The sequence below is a fragment of the Sphingobium sp. BYY-5 genome (assembly GCF_022758885.1).
In the GTDB taxonomy this organism is placed as follows: Bacteria; Pseudomonadota; Alphaproteobacteria; order Sphingomonadales; family Sphingomonadaceae; genus Sphingobium.
Genome location: NZ_JALEBH010000001.1, coordinates 2817443 through 2837124 on the forward strand (window position 1 = coordinate 2817443; position 19682 = coordinate 2837124).

A 19682-nucleotide genomic window follows, 5' to 3' on the forward strand; every position below is an offset into this window, starting at 1 on the left:
CTATCTCCTTTGCCGGCTCACAGGCCGAGCCCCCGGCCGCGCCCGAACGACCAGTCCACGCCGCCGTCGCCGCGCATGACGCCCGAGATGTGCTTGCCGATCTGGCGGTCGAGCGAGGGGGACCAGGGCACGAGCTGGAAGCCGAGGCCGTTGTCGATCATGGCGAAGCGGCCCGAGGCCAGCGTCAGGCGCTGGCGCACGGTGCCGGCGACATACTCTCCGGCCTTGGACGGTGTGTGCCGCAGGCCGATCTCGGCCGACAAGTCCTTAGCGGTCGTGTCCAACTCGCGCCGTTTGAGCGTGTCGAGCAAGTTGCGGGCGAAGATGATCCGCTGCCCCTGCCGCCGCGCCAGCTGCTCGTCGGCGAGATGTTCGGCGCGCGCCTCCATCGCGGCGCGCACCTCAGTCCCGAACCGACCGCCAAGATTGCGGCCATCACCCGACAGGTTGCGGCGGTCGAGCCAGGTGGCGCCCTGCGCGCGGACCTGCGCCGACAAGTCCATGTCCGAGCGCACGGCCAGCGCCACCCGCCGCCGGCCCTTACGATCCTCGAAATGGCGCAGCTCGACGATCGCGCCAGGCCTGCAATCGCCGGTCGCCTCGATATCGGAAAAGCGGATGTGGTGGGTGCGCCCGTCGATGCCGTCCACGATCGCATAGGCGCCGCCGGTCAGTTCGTCATGCAAGCCGCGATCGACCAGCCTGCCGATGACGGGCTGGGCGGGATCGGCATCGAGCACATAGCTGGCCGCGCCCCGGTCGATGCCTCGCGCGGTCATCGCCTGGTGCATCCGCTTGATGATGTCGTCGCGCTCGCCCAGCTCGCGTAGGACTCCCTGCGCATCGCCCGCCAGTGTCCATTGGCCGGGTGCGATCTCGCTGGCGAGGCCGAGACCCTCCAGCTTGCGCAGCCGCCCCATCCGCAGTGCATGGTCGCCGTCCGGCCGCGCGCCGGGCTCGGGCGCCATGTCGATCATCCCGTCGCGCTGCAGGGTGCGAGACAGGTCGCGGTCGATCTCGGTCCAGCGTTCGGCCTCGACCTGCCGCTCCAGCGACTGCCGGATGTCGAGGTCGCTGCGCAGCCCCAGCTCGCGAGTGACGAACTGGCGCGCCTGCGCCCGCATCCCCTCGCCGATATAGTCGCGCGAGATGACCAGGTTCTGCCCGTCCTCGCCGACGCCGCGCACGATGATATGGACGTGGGGATTGTCGGTGTTCCAATGCTCGACCGCCCGCCAGTCGAGGCGCGTGCCGAGATCCTTTTCCATCCGCGTCATCAGCTCGCGGGTGAAGCCCTTGAGGTCGCGCATCTGATCCGCATCCTCCGGCGAGACGATGAAGCGGAAATGATGCCGATCGTCCTCGCAGCGCGCGGCGAACGCATTGCGATCGAGTCCGTCCGCTTCGGCGCCGAACAGCACGCCCCGCTCGCCGTGGCGGGTGACGCCATCGCGTTGCAGGTAATTGAGATGGGCCGCGACCGAGGCCCGGCCGCCATGCCGGACGACGCGCGCCTTGACGATGACCTGCCGCGATCGGTGGCCCAGCCGGTGGGTGGCGCGCACGCTGGCGATCCGGCCGCGCCCGAAGGTCGAACGGCCCGGCGCGACGATCCGGCCGCTTCGTGAAACATGACCGCCGGCACGCTGGGCGGCGGCGAGCGCCTGGGTGATGATGGGCCGCGCACGCTGGCTACCCCGCGAGCGGATGCGGCCTGGCCGGATGCGGAAATCGTCGTCGCGGCTCATGACACGACGCGCCGCAATGTGCGGCAAACCCTGATCTGTGCTGATGTCCGGCGGTCGCCACACATTGCGCGGTTTCCGCGCACATTGCGCAGCAATGCCCCAAAGCCTTGAGAATCAAGGCCGCAACCGGGGCAAAATGGCATCGTACATTGCCGCCCTTTATCTTGCCCTCGACCTTCCCCCTTCAGAAAGACAGCCCTGCTTCCTTCCGGCGCTGCGAAAGCCCGCGCCCGAACCAGCCAAAGCGCGCGAGAGCCGCTCATTGCGGAGGCCGGTGGGAAACGGGGACGAACAGGCCGTCCGAGGTAGGCGTGATGGCGGCCACCGCAACGCCAGCGCCATCGGTCGGCAGGTGCTCGGCCTGCACGTCGATGGCATCGTTTTCGGCCTGCGGTTGAGCCGTCGAAACCGCACATGATCGTACCGCGAACAGCGCCGCGCGACGCCAGGCGAACGGGTCGGACGGCGGCGCGGCGGCGAACTGAGTGTCATCCGAACCGCCGGTGATCGACGCCAGCTTTGTGAGATAGGCGCGCGTCTCGGCGGGTAGCGGACGACCGCGCGACAGATGCTCGTCATAGCGGCCCGGCCCCGCATTGTAGGCGGCCAGCATCGCCGTCGCGTTGCCGTAGCGGTCGTGCATCTCGCGCAGATAGGCCGCGCCCGCCATGATATTGTCGCGGGCGTCGAAGGGATCGGAGCCGAGCCGGTAGCGAGTGCGCAAGGTCGCCCAGGTCGCGGGCATGATCTGCATCAGGCCCATCGCTCCGGCCGTCGACACAGCGCGGACATCGCCGTTGCTCTCGACGCGCATCACCGCCCATATCCAGACTTCCGGGATGCCGAACCGCCGCGCCGCATCGGCGACATGGGCCGCATAGGGACGGCTCGCGGCCGCGCGCTCGATCGGCGGGGTCTGCGCCGACGCAGCGAACGGCACAGCGAGGCCCGACAGCAGCACGGTCGCAAGCGCGACGGCCAATCCGCCCCCGCAACGACGCCAGCCTGCCAGCGCGCTCGCTCCGGTAAAGGGTGCGCGCGAGGCGCCGGCCGATGGCCGCCCTTGACCTTCGCTGCGCGCGCCGGCCGGACTGTGCCCGAGCGGGACGAAGGGATGAGACGGTTTTTTCGCGAACAAAGGGATGGTCGGGAAAAGCGCGATCACGGCGATGGTGCGACCGGGGCAACGCACGGCCTCAGTCCTGCTCGCGGCGCTTCTGCGGCCGATTCCACCGCAGCGACCAAGACGATTTGTCGTCGCCGTTCTGAAACAGCGCGGCGCGGATCGGCTGCACGAGGGCGGGATCGTCGATGCGCAGCGACACGTAATCGCCGGCGCGTTCGCCTGTCTCGTTCCAGCCTGCGCCGACCTCGGGGCCATCCTCGCTATCGCCGAGATGAATGCGCCAGTCCGGCATATTCTCGCCCTCTTGGCGCTCGGCCGGAACGAGGCAGATGGACGCGTCGAGTGTCAGCGTATGAATGCGGCCCTCATAGCCGCGGCGGGTGCGGGTGAAGCTGCCGATCTGCATGGGATGGTCCTTTCGGTTGGCAGGGTGGATGCAAGGGACATGGCCGGAGGCCGCGCCATTCGAGCGGCGCGTGCGGTGCTTTGCGAGTGAGGATCGGCGTTGCACGGCCGAGCAACGCGGAGGCTGGCAACGGGCCGAAATAGCGGCCATCCAGACTGTCGGGGACGGACGGATTGAGCAGCAGAAGCTCGTCGGTCTTCAGCGTCCGGCAACCCTGCCAGATTGGGAGCGAACGGCCCCGGCCATCACGCGCGCGGGCGATGGCGACGGGCCGTGCATCGACGCTCACCACGTCGCCCTTTCGGCATACCCGCTGCCCGGCCTTTGCGGCGACATGCTTCAACAGCGGGACGCCTTCAGGGAGATAGCGGCGCCCCGCCAGCCAGCGGGCCAGCGGCGGGGGCGGCATTACGGCAACCAGCGAGCCGGCCGGCGGATCGCTGTCGGGATGGATGCGGTAGAGCCCGATCGGCGCGCTGGCGCTGGCGTTCCAGATGACACGCGAGTGTGGATCGAGAATCGCCACCGCGGCGAACAGTCCGGCGAACAGCCCGACCGCCAGCACTGTTGCGATGACATAGCCGAAGCGCGTCATCTCTCGATCTCCCGGCGCTTGAGCCAGGCGCTATGGCGCTCCATCGTGTAGGGACGCGGCTTATGGCCTGCGGCGATGCGGTTGTGGACATGCCGCCAGTGGTCGGGCGCGGCGTCGCAGGCATCGACGCCGGCCGCTTCCACCGCGTCGATCGCGGCGAGCACCTGTTGGACCTTCGGCCAGCCCTCGACTTTGAGCAGGATGTCGCCGCCGGGCCGCACGAAGGGCAGTGTCGTATGGGGCTGGCCAACGCCAACGGCCTGCACCACGTCGATGCGCGAGATGATCGTGCCGAAGTCGTTCGACGCCCAGCGAACGAACGCGAAGACGGCGCCCGGCCGGAAGCTGGCGATGCGCCGTCGCCGGTCGATGATGCGGTCCTGCGCGACGCGCCCGAACCTGATCCAGTGCTCGATCTTCTGCTCGATCCAGGTCAGCTCGACATGGGTGAGACCGTCTGCGGCAAGCGTGCTGAGCGCACCGCCGCCACGCGGTCCGGCGGGCCAGTTGTCGCTCATCGGTTGTCTCCAGGATGATGGCGGAGGCCTGGCTGGCCGCGCGCGCTCGCGGCCGCGCTGTCCACAGCGGCGCGTGGCGTTAGCAAGAATCCGAAGGATTCTTTTCTATTAGCACTGTTAGAAGGGGGTCGATTTCGCGAGGATTTCTGCGGGTTTGCGGAAGCCGAGCGTTCCCGAAAGCCCGAGTCTCGCGTTCCCGGAAGTCCGAATCCGGCTGTTCCCGATAGTCCGAACCTCATGGCCAGTTTTCCACAGGCTTGAGGCCGACGCGGCGCATGGCGGCGTCGATCGGATCGACGGGGACGGGCGTGAAGTTCAGCCGATCGCGGCCCAGCGCATGTTTGAGCGAGAGGACGTAGCCGGGGAGCGGTTGGCGCGCGACGATGGCGCGCAGCTCGAAGGCGAACCGGCGGAGCGGCGAGAGCACGCCCGACTTCAGGTAGAGGTGCGGAACGTCGAAGCTCCAGCCGCCTTGCTGCCGGCCACCATGTTTGCGCACGATGCGGTAGAGCCAGCGTTCGAGGCCGCCGGCGAGATCGAAATAGGCGCGGTCGATCGTCAGCACGAGCGCGCGGCCCAGCACGCCGGCATAGAACCAGTCGGGCAGGATCAGCTCGATGCCGAGCGCCCGGCCGTTGCCGTCCGCCAGCTCGCGCCATTCGTTGATCCAGGAGAAGCGATGGCGGCGGCGCTGATGCTCCTGCCGGATCGAGGTGGCGACGGTGGTGGATTGCAGCCGGTCGAGCGCGGCCTTCAACCGCTCGTAGCTCGCCTTGCCGGTGCCGCGCCGGGTGAACGCCAATATTTCGTGCGGCGTCGTCACCATCAGGCGCGAGGTCGGCCGCCCCGCGTCGCGCGCCTCGATGAGCTGGCTCGCCGCCCAGATCAGCACATCGGCGTCCCAAATAGTCGCCATCCCGTGTTCGGGAACGGCCTCGACGGATATCGAGGTCGCGCCCATGCGGAACTCGATCGGCGCGATGCGCCTAGCCTTGGCGAGGCTGAAGAACGGCCAGGCCATCAAGTCCTGCGCGTCGCGGGCAGCGAGGTCGCCGGGAACCGAACGGAACAGCTCAAGCTGCGTGCGTTCGGTACTGGACCGGCCGGAATGGGAGCGTGCGCCGGGCATGGGGCCGTCAGCGCCGCACGCAGTCGGTGGGCAGACGCTTGGCGGGATGGACCATGCCGTTGCCGGGATCGGAGGTCGAGCGGCGGGTGCCGAGCGTCGCCCAGGCATCGAGGTCGTCGATCGCATAGACGATGCGGCCGCCGAGCCTGCGGAACACCGGCCCGGTGCCGTAGCAGCGATGCTTTTCCAGCGTCCGGGCCGACAGTCCCAAGTGAATCGCCGCGTCCGGCGTCTTGAGATAGCGTGGGGTTGCGGCGGTGACAGGCTTGGCCATGATGATCCTCCTGATGATGGCCGGCCCCGAAATCGTGGGACCGGCGGACAGGAGGCCATGGTGGCGGAATGGCCCGGGCGCGGAGAAGGGACACCGCCGAAGGTGCGAGAAATGTCCCCTCAGCCGCCGCGCAACAGGCGGACGTAGCCGCCGTCCCTGAGTTCGAGCGCCTCGGTGATCCATCGGCCGATGCGCTTGCGCTCGCGGCATTCGACCCATTCGGCCGCGCTGTAGCCTGTGACGCCGCCGTCGATCAGCGCTGCCGCCAGCTCCTTGCGGCTGGCGCCGGCCTCACGACCGTCGAGCACCCGCAGAAGCGTGAGGAGGTGTTGGAGCCGGAACGGAGGCGGTCGCAGAGCCGGTGGCCCGGTCGCGATACCGAGCAGGCGGCGGCGCAGGCGCTCGGCGGAGGCAAGCCTTGCAATGAGATCGGCTCCGATCGGCAGCATCATGGCCAACGGCTTGTCGAGCGAACCCGACACCCAGACATGCGCGTCACCGTCGGGGTCGGCGAGAATGAAATGGAGCAAACCACCGAGCGTCATGCGCGCACGCACGGCCCCCAGCATCTTGAGATCGAGGCGCTGGGCCGTGCCGAGATCGGCCGGAGCGGGCGCGAGGATGACGCTGGCCGGCGAGAGGTCGGGCCGGGCTACCGCGAGCTTCGGGTCATAGGCCGAAGGCGGAGCGGCGTGGAAGCTGATGCCCCAGCGGCGAACCAGAGCGGCGGTGGCTTCGTCGGCGGAGACGGCGCCGCGTTTCACGCGGGCGAGGGCACGGGCGTAGTCGGCCCTGTAGCGCAGATTGCGGCTGACATAGCCGAGGGCGATGTCCGCATACTGCAGCGCGTCGCTCCCGGCGTTTTTTTCCGGGGGCGCGCGCCAATCCCTCTCAGGCGGCATGTGCCCTCCCAAGCATGACCTTGTGCGAAGTGCATCGGAGATGTTTGCGGTTGGGCGGTTGGGAGGAAGTCCTGCTCGCCGGGCGGCCGCATAGCGGAATTGAGCCAGCGTGCCGGCGGGATTCTCCCGTAGTTGCGGCGCGGCAGAATTTAGGACTTAAGACTTCGGCGGATGCAGATAATGGCGGTATCCGGCCTCGGACATCCAGCGGGCGCGGGCCAGATGCGTCTCGTAGACGAGCCGGGCTCGCTCCGGCTCGGCCGCTGGGTCAATGCCGAAAATGATCCGAACGGCCTCGCACCAGTTCGCCTTTTCCGCCGCCGCATCGAGCAGCCGCCAATAGGTCTGGTGGTGGCGTTCGTCATATTCGGTGACGTGCGGCACGTCCGGAGCGCGATCCTCGAAGGAGGCTTCTGTCATAGCCTCGGTCCCCTCTCAGCCATTGCCCCCTGCATGTGCTGATTCACGAAATATACACCATAATGGAGCGAAGTAATGATACCGGCCCGGCTATGACCTGGTGATGACGAGCAGATAATTGGGGCGTCAGGCCGCTCGGCTATTTCGCCGATCTTGCCGGCGCGCCGCCCACCAGCAATACGCCCTCGCCGCGATCCGAATTGAGAAAGACGATGCCCGCCCCCTCCAGCACCTTCACCACCTGGTGACGCGTGTCCTCGCGCACGGGCAGATCGTTCTCCGATTCCAGGCGCTTGAGCGCGGTCAACGCGACAAGGGCCTCGTCGGCAAGCATCTCCTGTGTCCAACCGAGAAGCGCACGAGCGGCCCGCACCTGGCGGGAAGTGATCATGCAAGATCACGTCTACAACCCGAGCGCTGCACGCCATGAAAACGACTATTATAGTCGTCTTTGGCTTTTGGGAATATAGAAATGCGAGCCGGGCGAACGCCCGGCGAGCTCGTCCGCCAGCGGTCGGGCGGACCTTTGGACCGCGCGCTCGCCGCCGATCCCGGTGACGGGTCGGCGGCGTGATGCAGTCTGAACGAGGCAAAGCCGCAGGGCGGGAAGTCCGGCCCTGCGGCGGCTGTGTCAACCCGCTTTGAGACGCTGCATCCCCTCGGCCAGCGTCCAGAGCGCGCGGTTGAGCGTCACATTCTGGTCGATGCCGTTGATGGCGCGGGTCTGGCTGCGGCGGATACGGCCCTCGGCATTGCGCTTGCGGCCCTGCAGTCCGCCCCGAATGACGTTCTCCTGAATGACGTTGAACGTGCGCCACAGGCTGTTGCCGATATCCTCGCGGCGGCGTGGCTCGATAATCTGCTCGGGGCGAACCGGGCTTTCGTCCTCGCCATAGCGGGCAACCAAGCTAACCTCGCCCAGCAACCGCCGTTCATCCTCGGAAAGCTGCATCGCCTTCATGCCCTCGCTGGCGTCGATCAAGCGCGGGAAGTCCTCGGCGACGGTGTAAACGCCCTCGATGATGTCGTGCTGGATATTGCCCTTGTGCGGCACCCGGACTTCCTCGAACCGCTCGCCTGCGATCATGCTGTTGGTGCAGACAAAGCGCAGCATTCCGGCAAATAACTGGAACGCAGATGTGCCATCATGGCTGTTGACGATGATGACTTCGGCGGCCTCGGGCTTGCCGATGCCGCCATCCCGGCGCAGGCGCAGCATGTGCTTGGCATGGCCGTGGCGGCTGCCGTCGCGGGGGACGGACTGCACGGCGAAGAACGGGAACCATCCTTCCCGACGCAGCCCCTCCACAATGTCGATGGTGGGGACATAGACGTAACGCTCGGAACGGCTGTCGTGCGCCTCGCGGGCGAAGATGGACGGGACGTGCCGATACAGCGCCTCATTGTCGAGCGCTTCGCGCCCGATGATCTGATGGCTGTTGCGGCCGAACCGGGTGGCGAGTTGGTGATACATGGTCGTTCCTTTCGGTGCTGGGGTTCAGCGCAGCGCTGCTGCCGCGCCTGAACTCCTGCCCGTCGGCGAGACCGGGGGTGCAAACAGAGGGGCGGCTTCGCGGGGAACCGGCTGCACGGAACGCGAAGCGTGGAGGAAGCTGGGCGGAAGCCGATCCGAAGTGCGCCAGGGGCAGAGCCCCAAGCATCCGCCGCGTCTGCGGCGCACCACAATTCTAGTTCGCCGGCTATCCGGGTTGCGATGGCGCGGAGACGTCGAGGCAGCTAAGGCCGAACGATGGCGGCCACCGATCTTCTCGACGACGCGCAATTGTTGTTCGAGCGCGCCCAGGCGCACAAGCGCGAGCTTGGCGGTCTCCTCGGCGCCGGACCTGGCCTGCTGTGGAACATCGGGCGCTCGGCCTCACCCGAGGGCCAGCATCGCGCCGAGTTGCGGATCGACCGCAGTGCGCAGCGTCGAGCCAAGCCGATCCTGGCCGATGTCGCCAACAATCTCGTCCATGCGCTCGACCATGTCACGGCCGCGGCGCGCAAATCCGCTGGTCTCCCCAACCCGAGGAATCTTTATTTCCCGATCGAGCGCGACGACGAGGACTATGCCAAGGCCATTGAAAAGAAGGTCGCGGTTCATCTCGACCAGCCTTGGATCGACATCTTCACTACTGCACGCGAGACGCACCGTCCCTATCTTCACTATCTCCAGCTGGTCCGGATTCTTTCGCGGGAGTCGAAACATTGGGAACTGGCCGCTGGGACCGCAGGAGCGCTCGCCGTTCAATGGTTCCCACCTGGATCGCAGCAGCATCGGATCGTAGAGATGTCGCCGGATCATTTTGCCGCGAACGACAGCTATCTGATCTGGGAAGCCGCCGAGCCCTTTCCGAACGTCGGGGTCCAGATCCTCACAAACTACCGGATCGCTGGTGAGGACATCGAGGAAGCGTCGCTGGAGTCGGTGCTGTCGACCAGCTTCACCTTCGTGGCCGGTGTGATCGCCACGAGCCGAGAGTATCTGGCAACCTTTCCTCTCCCAAATTGACGGCTGCCACGCCAAGGCTGCATGACGGCCCTGACGATGACAGCACCTTCCGGCACCATGTCGTGCTGCTGACTGCGACACTCCTGCTTCGGCGGTTCGATCGGGGAGCACCGTCGTGACAAGGGGCAGATCGGACTTGGCGATCCCACGCGGGAAGCTGAAAAAAAGGAGCGCCCCGCTCGGTTGAGCGGGGCGTCGTCGGTTGCTCAGCGGGACCAGATGAGGGCGTATTCGCCGGCGGTGTCGGTCCCGGACAGCGTGGCGTAGACCGGAGCCGGGAAGCTCGGATCGTCCAGCTTGACCGAGATGTAGTCGCGGCCTTCACGGCTGGTCTTCTTCCAGGCGGCACCGATGTCCATATCGGCGGCCCGGATGCGGAAGTCGGGGGACTTCTCGCCTTCCTTCTCGACCGGGCGAAGGATCGCCTTGGTGCTGAGGGTGAGCGTCTTGATGACGCCGGTGAACTCGCCCTTGGTGTTGGCGGTGAAGGTGCCGATCGTAGTCATGTCGTAATCTCCTGCTTGCTCGGACCGCGCCCATCGCGGCCTCGATGGCGCTTCGTCGGCTGGGGACGATTGACCGCGCACCCGAAGGGCCGCAGCGGAGCGGAGGATGGCGGAGCGGCGCTTTTTTGCTTCGCGATGCAAAGCCGCAGGCGGCGGAAAAAAGCGCCGCTCCGCCATTGCGGGAAGGCGAGCGGCCTCGGGCAGACCAGCCATTGGAGAGGCCGTTTGGGCAGCGCTGGACCACGGATAGCAGAAGAGACAGTGCGACCGTCGCGCACACGGCGCGGAACGCCAAAGGTGAGGGATGCCCATCATTCCCACGAAGATGCTACGCCAGCGCGATGACGAATCACGGCGGCCAGCAGGAAGATCAAGACCCTCGCGAGGGTCTGACGGAGGAGGGATTGCTCTCGCCCCTGATCGAGGACTGGCGGGCAATCTACATCGAGAATTATGCGCCGTGGTTCGAGCTCGCGCGTGACGTCAACCGCTACGCCACCTGGCTCTTCCAGGAACATCAGGACGCCGGCAATGGCGGGCCGGCCAACGCACAGGCTCCGACGGCGGTGCGCATGTACGGGCGGGCGATGAACGCGTTCGCGGCATCTGTCATGTTGGCCGAGCGCGGCATGGCCATTGAAGCGGCGGGCGCCGTGCGAGCGATCTATGAAGTGGGATTCTGGCTGAGCCTGCTCGCCACCGATCCGCTCAAGGCGCTGGAGGCGCTAGAGATTGACGAGCACGACAACGCTATCCAGCGGGAGACGCTGCTGCGTGAAGAGCACCCCACGGACACCGCCATGATCGCCGCGTCCCTGAAACGTCAGGAGCATCATGTGGCCAAGCTGGCCAAACGGAAGGGCCTCAGCATCAAAAAGATCGCTCGGACCATGCCCAAACGGTCGGGCTATCTCGAATATCGAGTGGTCAGCGCCTTTTACGGCCATCTGTCCAGCAGCAGCCTCAATGGCCTGAAGAAGAGGAACGGCAAGGGCGGCGTGACCAATATTCTGGGTCCGTTCGAGACGGAGATCCCCAAGGCGCTCTCCTTCGCACTGGACGCGATGCTTCGTTCCACCCGTTATTTTGAAGTCATGATGAAGGAAGGCCGGCAACCGGATCGTCTGGAGAAGGCCCACGACATCTTACTGGAACTGCAGGCTGCGGCCTGATCGGCTGAGCACCTGCGCCGCAAGCCGGTGCTCAGCGGGCCCTTAGCACCGTCCAGAATGTTGTTGCGCGCGATTCCAGCGCGAGATTGAACGCAATTCACGGCAATCCATGCTTGGCGCGAGCGGCGTCGATCGCGGCGGTGATCTGCTCGGTCACGCCGGGGTCGGCGGCCGAGCCTTTCGGAACTTTGACATTGGCCAGGAACCATCTTGCGAGTTCGACGCCTTCGGCTGCCCACTTCGGATCGTCGCTTTCCAACGGATCGAGGATACGGCGGATAATAACCGGATTGCGCGACGAACTGCCGCCCCGGATCGAGGTGTGCGGAAAGTCCGGTAGCGCGAAGGCCATGTTGAGATTGAGCGCGGCCGATCGCCGATCCGATTCCCCCTTGTCGTAGATCAAGCCGTCCAGCGGCATGCCCATGCGGCCATAATATTCGGGCTGCCGGGTCAGGATGTCCCGGTGGGTCACAGTCGGCGCGCCCGGATCGCTGCGCGGAAACATCCGCTCGTCGAGCGGGCAGATCAGGCGGCGGATGGCGAACACCATCTGGTCGAGCATATGAAGGTCTTCGCTCCGGGTGACGTAGCCATAGATCAGGTAGCGATTATCGGCGTTGCCGTTGCGCAGGAGATGTTCGATGAATGCCTCAGCCGTCCGCTCGAACCAATGATGGATTTCGAGATCAGCCGGCTTTTGCAGCCGGTCCGGCAACAGCGGTCCCGCGAGCAGCTTCACGTCAGCGTAGAGCTTTACGATGTCGTGGCCGTAGGGTTTGGACGACTTGCCGTTCACTAAGAGGACGGCCTTCAGGTATTTTTCCAGGGCATGGACCGCTAGCCAAAGGAAGTCGGTATTAAGCTGGTTGATCGCGCACCAACGCGCGGTGATGTAGTTCTCGTCAGCCGTTCTTACGAAAAGCTCATGGGCGAGATTGTTCTTCGAGGCCGAGAGGGTCACATCCTGATCCAGTAGTAAAATGGCGGTGCCCATGTAGCGGCACCTGAAGTCGCAGGCGACCATGAACGGCTCAGGATGGTCGATGGGAAATAGCTGCCGTCGTTCATAACCGCGAGCCGGGCCATAGCCCGGCGAGCGCGACAGCTATCCCGCGCGACGCGATCCCCCCCCCCCCGCATCTCATGGACGCACGGGCGACGGCCCTGATTGAACGGAAGGCCGGGACCGCTTACGTGGCCCCGGCCCGATGCCGCTATTCGGCGGCGACGGCGTAGGACGCTTCGCCGTCCTGCGCTTCGGTATCGGGACACTCCGCTTCGGGCGGCTGCACCATGGTCTCGGCATCCTCGGCCTCGACGGGTGCGGGCTGATCCGCCTCCGGCTCGGAGGTCCGCAGGATCGCAGGAAGCCAGCCGATCCCGGCCAGAAGCTGCTCGGCGGCTTGCGCCATGTCCGGCTTCTTCATGTCCGCGATACGGCAGGCGGCATCCTCCGATACGCCTTCGGTCACGGCCTCGACGATATGCGCCTTGGTGACGCGGCCAAGGTAGCTGTCCACGGTCGGCGTCCAGTCCTTCGCCACGTCGAGCGCCAGCGCAGTCGCCAGCCTGTCCGCCGTTTGCAGCGAGCGGGGCTTGCGATCCCACGGCAGACGTAGCGCATTGACGGTGCGGGACGCGCAATGCGCCAGCAGCGCCAGTCGCTTCTCATCGTCCAGCCCGACGATGAAGCCCCACAGGTCGGCCACGTCACGTGGCATCCGCTCGGCCCACGCCTCATGCGCCTCGCTCGCCCGCGCCGCCAAGGGCGTGTCCTCGATCCCGTCCGCATGGCTGCCAAGCGGCGTCACGGTCGGACGAACCTCAAGGCAACCGGCCTCGGTGTAGCTGTAGAACAGTTGCGCCGTGAGCGTGTGGGTCAAGGCGATCAGCGCCAGATCGGGCCGCTCGCCAAGCGCCACGCGCAAGGCCAGCGTCCGATGGGCGGACAGGTCGCGGGTGAGGCTGTCGGAAATCGGCTTGCCCGGCTCTTCGTCTTCTTCCTCAATCTCCTGCACGTCCTCGCCGCCGTCCTCGGCCTGCTCGTCCTCCACGGCCTCCCGGTCGATGGCTTCGCCTTCGCACTCCTCCTCTGGCTGCGGGTCGGCCAGCGCCTCATCCTCGAGACGGACGAATCCGCGCTTGATCCTGACCGTGCCGTCATGGTGAAGCACGACGAACGCGCCGCCATGCACGATCACGTTGGCGTCGTAGGCGTACCGCTTGGCCGAAATGGCGTTAATCTCGTCGGACATCGCCTCCAGCTTCTCGGCCACGTCCTCGGGCATCTCGTCATAGGACGAATAACCCTCGGCCAATTCGTCATGCTCGGTGGACAGCGCCTCCAACCGGGCCTCGTCCTCGTCGGACAGGGCGACGGTCTGCGGATAGAAGCGCCGCATCCCGTGGGCGTGGGGATAGTCGATATGCGCCTCGGCCCATTTCCAGCCCTCGGCCTGCACGGTCCCGGCGATCTCGCGCAGCTTTTCGATGGCGAGCATGTCGAGCAAGCCCGCATCCTCGAAGAACCCGCCCCGGTCCTCGCTGAACAGGTCACGGATGATTGCGCCGCCCGCTTCCTGATACGCCTCGGCTCCCACGAAGATCGCACGGCGATCCTGCGCAGGCACGTTGGCGGCGGTCATGTCCCGGCGGATGATCCACGGCTCTCGGTTGTGATGCAGGTTCTCGAAAACCTGCTCCTGCCGGGCATGGTCCTCGGAAATCCCGAAGGCTATCAACTGGTCCAGCGTAAGGCCGTCCTCACGATAGACCTGCAACAGCTTCGGGCTGACCGCGCCCAAGCGAAGCCGCTGCTTCACCACGGAAGCCGACACGCCGAACCGCGCGCCGATCTCCTCCGCGCCCCATCCCTTGTCACGGGAAAGCTCCGCGAACCGCTCGAACTGGTCGGCGGGATGCATCGGGGTACGGGTGACATTCTCGTCAAGGCTGACCTCGGCCGGATCGTTCGCGGTATCCAGCCAGCAACGGACAGGCTCTGACTTCTTGATCTGCTTGCGCTTGGCGCGCAGCAGCATCGCCAGCCTGCGGCCCTCGCCAGCTGTCACGAAATAGCAGCCCGTGGGCTCGCCATCCTTGACCTCGGGCTCGACCACAAGGTTCTGGATCATGCCCTTGTACTGGATCGAAGCGGCCAGCGCCTCGATGGCGGTTTCCCCATGCGGCACTTTGCGGGCATTGCGCGGAGACTTCTTGAGCTTGGCGAGCGGCACGAAAATCTCGACGCCCGACACAGGCTCGGCGGCTACGGTTTGGGTAACAGCGTTCATCACACTACTCCTTCTAAACCACACACACCGGATTGGGGTGGGCGGCGAAAGAGCGACCGGCAGGCCCGCCGGCAGAGCCGGGCAGCACCCGAAGGGCCGAAACGCAGAGAAGGTAAGCGCGGCACGCGCGTTGCGGCTAGGCGCGGCGGGCCTAAAGGGAAGCGACGCCCACCCCATCGCGGAGTGCAGCGACCGATCGCGCGATCGGGCCGGCGCAGCCCTGGCCTGATCTCCGCAGATACGGAAAGGCGCAAAGCCGCGAATGCGGATTTACGGATCGGCGTGGTTACGCCGCATCGCCAGTCTGATCGTCACCCGCATGGGCCGAAACCCGTGAGGGGTTCGGTCGGAGCGCAGCGGAGATAGAGCAGCGGTCCCGCAGGGAGGCGCCAATTTAACGGCATCATCCTCCACGCGCGTCCTTCTCGTAGCTCGTGCATCCGGCTAAGTCAGGGCCATGTCCTCCAGCACCAGAAAGAAACGGCCGAAAGAAAAACGACCCGATCCCATGCAGGATCTGGTGGCGAACGCTGTCGACTTTCTGACACTCGGCACTGAAGAGTTCACGGCACGGCCGAAGCATTCGATCATCGCTTTCCACTCGGCCGTCGAGCTGTTCCTGAAGGCGCGGCTGATGCAGGAGCACTGGAGCCTGGTCGTCAGCAAAACGCCCGATCTGGCGAGCTTCCAAACCGGCGACTTCATCTCCGTCAGCTTCGAGGACGCGTGCCATCGCCTGGCGAAGGTTGTGGGCAGCCCGCTGCCGGAGTCGACGCGGCGAGCATTCGACATCGTCCGGAAGCATCGCAACAAGCTGGTCCATTTCTTTCAGGACATCGACGAGCCCACGGTTCGCGAGCAGATCGCGGTCGAGCAGCTCAACGCCTGGCACGGGCTCGTCGGCCTGCTGAAGCGCCAGTGGTGTGACGTCTTCGACCGGTTCGAGCTCGATCTGGAGGCGATGGATCGCCTGTTTGCCGAGCATCGCCTCTATCTCAAGACACGCTTTGACAGCTTGGCCCCCGAGCTGGCAGCGCTGAAGCAAGCGGGCAAGGTTCTGGAAGCCTGCGGTCGCTGCGGTTTCGAGGCGGCCGAAACCCAGGCCGTGGTAGGCGAGCTGCAACAGACAAAATGCCATGTATGCCAGTTCGCGCCGCGCTGGTTGATGCTCGAATGCACCAACTGCGAGGCGCCGTTCCGCGTCGAGGGTGATGAGACCTCGACCTGCTCAGGCTGCGGAACGGAGTTCGACCAGGGCGACATCGCCGAAATCGTCGACGACGATCCGGTCACATACGATAACTATGACCATAGCACGCCGGCGAACTGCTCTTTCTGCGACGGACATCAAACGGTCGTGTCGTTCCACGACCATTATCTCTGCACCGCCTGTCTGCACCTGAGCGAAGATCTCAGCGCGTGCGGCTGGTGCAGCGAAGGGAACAATGGCGATATGGAAGACAGCATGTGGCGGGGCTGCAACTTCTGTGACGGGCGGGCGGGCTGGGACCGGGATTAGCGCTCCGGCGCTATCACGGGAGGGTTTATGTCGGCCCAATGCGTAATTTCCTCGAGCAGATGCATGCTTTCCGGATCTTCCCAGACCTCGCGTTGGCTATCCCAACGCCCAATTACCGGGAGATCACCCTCCCAGAGCAGCATGCGACGGCCATCCTTTCGGTTCTCCGGCAGTGTGGCGATCGGCTCCCAAGGGATGTGCTTGGAGGTGATCATGCAAATTCTTTCGCGCGATGGATCAAGCGCTGCATATAGCCTGTCGCACTCCTATATACGAGGCCAGCGGATCGACTGACGATTGCCGTTCTCGGATGTCGCTCGGAGGTCCCTTGGCCCGCAGCGCGATGGTTGAGGCTGACTGGGCGAGTGAGACTGGAGGCCAAACGCATACGCCACTAGTCAGGGCGCTTGAGTGCAGCGCGCGATAAAGCCATTGATGACAGATGATTGACCCGATCCTCGGCACCCCCTCTGATGCAGTGACCAGCGACGTCGCTGCAAATGGATCGAGTACACCGTCCGCCACTGCGTTCCACCGCTGCATCACCTCATCGGAGCCGTTGGCATGACGGCATCAAAAAACCGATATGAGCTGCGGCAGTATCTTCGGTTTCAGCTTGAACAGATGAGCGCGAAGAACCAACAGCATCACTTCGAAGAACTGGCATTTGAGTTGGCGCGCCAAACGATATCGAGGCGGATTGTTCCGGCGACCGGCCCGGTTCAGGCAGGGGGCGACCAGGGCCGCGATTTCGAAAGCTATCGAACCTATCTGGCTTCAACGCCGATCGCATCAAGCCTGTCGGTCGCCGCGGAAGGCACGGACACACTGGTGTTTGGCTGCACCTTAGACAAGGCGTTGACCAACAAGATCAAGCGCGACTTGCGCTCGATGTTCGGTGGCACACCGAAACCAACCGTCGTTTATTATTATGCAGTACCGGACCTGCCGGTGGCGAAGCGCCACAATCTGCAGAAGCTCTGCCACGACGCCTATGGCGCGCATCTGGAAGTCTTCGACGGCCAGGCGATCGCCGATCTGCTCGCTGAGCCAGAGACTTTCTGGATCGCGGAGCAGTTTCTGTCGGTGCCGGCAGACATGTTCCCTGCCGTCGAAGCCGATGCCGACTATGCCGCGCTTCGGCGCCGATGGTTTGACGAAGTCCGCGAGATCGGGAGCTATTCCGACTTCATCGAGGTGAAGCGGGGGCTGCGCAGAGCGACCTTCTCCCCCGAGCTGCGAGCCGACCTGGGCCTGTGGTCGGATCTGCTGAAGGAAACGCTCGGGAAGTTCGGGCCCGTCATCGAGCGCAAGGCCTTGTATGAGATTGCCGTCGCGCAATTGCGCGGCCGCGGTTCGCTGGATCCAGCAGTATGGGCAGTCTCGCGCTACTTCGAAATGCTCGACGAGACATCTCCGCCGAACGAAGTGGAAGATGCGACCGTTCTCGCCTCCTATGCGGTGTCGGCGCGCCTGCGAGGCGAATTCAACGCCGCGCCCGAGCTGGTCGAAGGCTGGCGCGAAAAGGCGCGCGCCGCGATCGAACGGTCGCTGGCCGAGGACATCAACGACGGCTCTCGCTACCGATTGCTGCTCGTCCGGGGCCATCTCGATTTCGACGAACTGGGAACCGCCGATGTCGATGAGCGGGCCGAGCGGCTCCTCCTCCATTGGGAAGCCGCCGCGAAGATCGCAGCAATCTCGCCTTTCGCCGACATCGACGCTCTGGCCGGTTTGCTCGAAATGGTCCTGCCGATCATCGGCGATCACGCGCGATATCGGGATCTCGCCGACCAGGTCGATGCTATCGTCGCCGAGCGTGGCGGGAAATTCACCGCTGCCGAGCAGGGCCGCAACAGGGCGGTCCAGTATCTGAAGGCGGACAAGGTGGCGTTGGCCGTGGATCAGCTTCAGCGCGCAAAAGATGGCTGGTTTTCCGCAGAGACCATGCGCGGCTCCGTCCTTGCAATGCTCAATCTCGCCGAATGTTACGCGCTACTGCACCTGCCGCTGGCATCGCGCTATTATGCGGCGGCCGCTTTGCATCTGGCCGGTCGCTCGGACGATGAAAGCTTGAGGCCGCTGGTTGCCGAAGCCGCTTTCCTCGTTGCGGACAGCTATATGCTGAATGGCGAGGGGCTGAGCTACCTTGCGGCATTCGGCGGGGCTGCCGCACTTCACATGCACTTCGCGACCGACCCCGAAGAATTGGAGCGGCACGCCAAATTCTCGGCCGGCCTGGTCCAGGCCACGCAGATGCGCACGCTATTGGTGAAAAACGCGCCGCACCTCGAAGCCGCGGCCGATGCGATCGTCGACGGCTGGAAGCTCGATCCGGCCTATGCGAACAGCATAAGGCAGCTCGGGGACAAGCCACCCTGGGCCACGATGTCGCTTCCCGAGATCGCAGCGCTTCTCGCGGAGCAGCTCGGCCAAGGCCTGTTCGGCGACGTAGGCGGACGCGTTCAGTATCAGTGGCACGCGCTGGGCATCAACTGGTCGATCGAAGCGGCAGAAGATGCGCGTCTCGATGCCGGGCGCTTCGGCGCGGCGCTTCAGATCGCGCTTGTCGATCTGTCCGACCGCGATCTGCTGATCATTCCCAGCGACGTGCATGTCAGGATCGAAACAGGAAGTGCCGGGCCATCTTCCTTGCGTCAGGATCCCGACAACGGAACTTTGCGGTTCATCATCACCCTGCCCGAAGGTGGCGATCAGACCGAAGAGGTCGAGCGCACATTTGCCATGACCGCGACCATGGTCGCGCAGGCGACTGCGCTTCCCTTCGTCGATTTCAGGACGATCCTGGACGGAAAGATGGAGCGAGGGCTCATGACTCGCGCCTTCTGGGTGCAGCCGGTCAGCGCATTGCTGAAAGATGTTCGCGACTTGCTCATTGGCGACATGCCCGACCTATCGCAGCAGCATGCCCCGGCGCTCGCCATCGCACCCGCGCTCGTGCACCCTGACCTGGCGTGGCGCTCCACGCCGGCACCCGGCTATTCGCGCGAGAAATCGATACAAGCTCTGGAGAATCGCTATCGACGGACTGGCCCCGTCATGCTCGCGATCGTCCCATTGCTGATGGGCGAGGAAAAATCACGCGACGTGCTCCAAGCGTGTCACGCCGAAGGAATGCCCGACTGGCAGCTGTGCAACTGCATCTACAATTTCACCTTGAACGCCGCGATGGAGGAGGAGCTGGGCGGTCCGCTGCTCGGCGGGACGCCCGACGCCCAGGGCGTTATGAACCGCGCGATCAAACGGATCGAAAACGGCGCTATGCCCAAGGTCGATCTGGCAAAGTTCGACAAGGCCTTTGTCGATTTCCAGCTCGGTCTGAACACCCTCGCTACCTTGAAAGGCTGGGGCCTCCAACTTCACCGGCAGACCCCCAACAGCATCGCCACGAAGCGCTTTCTTGATGCGCGATACATGAATTCCTCGGACGATATCGACCATGAGGACGTCTTCGGCTGGAATGCGGCCGCATAGCGCATTTGAACGTGGCGCGATCAGGAATGCCTCGAACGACTACCACGGTTCGACTTCGCCATCC

Annotated in this window: 19 protein-coding genes; 4 read left to right on the forward strand and 15 right to left on the reverse strand. The window is 65.0% G+C overall.

From position 1 onward, the window contains the following. Positions 1–17: 17 nt before the first annotated feature. The 11 genes from MOK15_RS13520 to MOK15_RS13570 all read right to left on the reverse strand — a co-directional run bounded on the left by MOK15_RS13520 (position 18) and on the right by MOK15_RS13570 (position 8592). The gene (locus tag MOK15_RS13520; protein ID WP_242932090.1) at positions 18–1748 is read right to left on the reverse strand and encodes a VirD2 family relaxase/mobilization nuclease; all 1731 of its coding nucleotides are present in this window, start codon (positions 1746–1748) and stop codon (positions 18–20) included. 259 nt (positions 1749–2007) lie between these two features. After that, a complete protein-coding gene (locus tag MOK15_RS13525; RefSeq protein WP_347567224.1) occupies positions 2008–2730 on the reverse strand; it encodes a lytic transglycosylase domain-containing protein in 723 nt (240 codons plus the stop codon). A 214-nt stretch (positions 2731–2944) separates the two neighbouring features. Continuing rightward, a complete protein-coding gene (locus tag MOK15_RS13530; RefSeq protein ID WP_242932091.1) occupies positions 2945–3280 on the reverse strand; it encodes a DUF736 domain-containing protein in 336 nt (111 codons plus the stop codon). Beyond that, on the reverse strand, positions 3240–3875 hold the full coding sequence (locus MOK15_RS13535; RefSeq protein ID WP_242932092.1) for a S26 family signal peptidase: 636 nt from the start codon (positions 3873–3875) through the stop codon (positions 3240–3242). The genes MOK15_RS13530 and MOK15_RS13535 overlap by 41 nt, the downstream gene beginning before the upstream one ends. Beyond that, positions 3872–4393, reverse strand: coding sequence for a DUF2840 domain-containing protein (locus tag MOK15_RS13540; protein ID WP_242932093.1), 522 nt, complete (start codon positions 4391–4393; stop codon positions 3872–3874). The genes MOK15_RS13535 and MOK15_RS13540 overlap by 4 nt, the downstream gene beginning before the upstream one ends. Before the next feature lie 235 nt (positions 4394–4628). After that, entirely contained in the window at positions 4629–5522 is an 894-nt protein-coding gene (locus MOK15_RS13545) for a replication initiator protein A (RefSeq protein ID WP_242932094.1), read from the reverse strand. Between the two features lie 7 nt (positions 5523–5529). Further along, complete coding sequence (locus tag MOK15_RS13550) at positions 5530–5796, reverse strand: helix-turn-helix domain-containing protein (RefSeq protein ID WP_242932095.1); 267 nt, start codon at positions 5794–5796, stop codon at positions 5530–5532. A 119-nt stretch (positions 5797–5915) separates the two neighbouring features. After that, entirely contained in the window at positions 5916–6698 is a 783-nt protein-coding gene (locus MOK15_RS13555) for a DUF2285 domain-containing protein (protein WP_242932096.1), read from the reverse strand. Between the two features lie 156 nt (positions 6699–6854). After that, a complete protein-coding gene (locus MOK15_RS13560) occupies positions 6855–7118 on the reverse strand; it encodes a DUF2285 domain-containing protein (RefSeq protein ID WP_242932097.1) in 264 nt (87 codons plus the stop codon). A gap of 139 nt (positions 7119–7257) precedes the next feature. Beyond that, positions 7258–7509: an XRE family transcriptional regulator gene (locus MOK15_RS13565; RefSeq protein ID WP_242932098.1), complete on the reverse strand. Its 252-nt coding sequence runs from the start codon at positions 7507–7509 to the stop codon at positions 7258–7260. A 240-nt stretch (positions 7510–7749) separates the two neighbouring features. Further along, the gene (locus tag MOK15_RS13570) at positions 7750–8592 is read right to left on the reverse strand and encodes a DUF932 domain-containing protein (RefSeq protein WP_242932099.1); all 843 of its coding nucleotides are present in this window, start codon (positions 8590–8592) and stop codon (positions 7750–7752) included. Positions 8593–8868: 276 nt separating this feature from the next. On the opposite strand from MOK15_RS13570, the gene MOK15_RS13575 reads away from it, so the two are divergent. After that, on the forward strand, positions 8869–9630 hold the full coding sequence (locus tag MOK15_RS13575) for a hypothetical protein (protein ID WP_242932100.1): 762 nt from the start codon (positions 8869–8871) through the stop codon (positions 9628–9630). A gap of 206 nt (positions 9631–9836) precedes the next feature. On the opposite strand, the gene MOK15_RS13580 is transcribed toward MOK15_RS13575, so the two are convergent. Further along, a complete protein-coding gene (locus MOK15_RS13580; RefSeq protein ID WP_242932101.1) occupies positions 9837–10136 on the reverse strand; it encodes a DUF736 domain-containing protein in 300 nt (99 codons plus the stop codon). A gap of 341 nt (positions 10137–10477) precedes the next feature. Here MOK15_RS13580 and MOK15_RS13585 point away from each other — a divergent pair, with 341 nt between their 5' ends. After that, positions 10478–11308, forward strand: coding sequence for a DUF5677 domain-containing protein (locus MOK15_RS13585; protein WP_242932102.1), 831 nt, complete (start codon positions 10478–10480; stop codon positions 11306–11308). A 97-nt stretch (positions 11309–11405) separates the two neighbouring features. Here the strand turns inward: MOK15_RS13585 and MOK15_RS13590 are convergent, their stop codons facing one another. Together MOK15_RS13590 and MOK15_RS13595 are read right to left on the reverse strand one after the other, a co-directional pair. Further along, a complete protein-coding gene (locus MOK15_RS13590) occupies positions 11406–12305 on the reverse strand; it encodes a HEPN domain-containing protein (RefSeq protein ID WP_242932103.1) in 900 nt (299 codons plus the stop codon). 220 nt (positions 12306–12525) lie between these two features. Next, on the reverse strand, positions 12526–14604 hold the full coding sequence (locus tag MOK15_RS13595; protein ID WP_242932104.1) for a ParB/Srx family N-terminal domain-containing protein: 2079 nt from the start codon (positions 14602–14604) through the stop codon (positions 12526–12528). 457 nt (positions 14605–15061) lie between these two features. On the opposite strand from MOK15_RS13595, the gene MOK15_RS13600 reads away from it, so the two are divergent. Beyond that, positions 15062–16123 carry a hypothetical protein gene (locus tag MOK15_RS13600; protein ID WP_242932105.1) on the forward strand — a complete coding sequence of 354 codons (1062 nt, stop codon included), beginning with the start codon at positions 15062–15064 and terminating at the stop codon, positions 16121–16123. Here the strand turns inward: MOK15_RS13600 and MOK15_RS13605 are convergent. Beyond that, the gene (locus MOK15_RS13605) at positions 16120–16338 is read right to left on the reverse strand and encodes a hypothetical protein (protein ID WP_242932106.1); all 219 of its coding nucleotides are present in this window, start codon (positions 16336–16338) and stop codon (positions 16120–16122) included. The genes MOK15_RS13600 and MOK15_RS13605 overlap by 4 nt on opposite strands. Positions 16339–16687: 349 nt before the next feature. Between MOK15_RS13605 and MOK15_RS13610 the strand changes: the two genes are divergently transcribed. After that, positions 16688–19618, forward strand: coding sequence for a hypothetical protein (locus MOK15_RS13610; RefSeq protein WP_242932107.1), 2931 nt, complete (start codon positions 16688–16690; stop codon positions 19616–19618). Positions 19619–19682 lie beyond the last annotated feature (64 nt).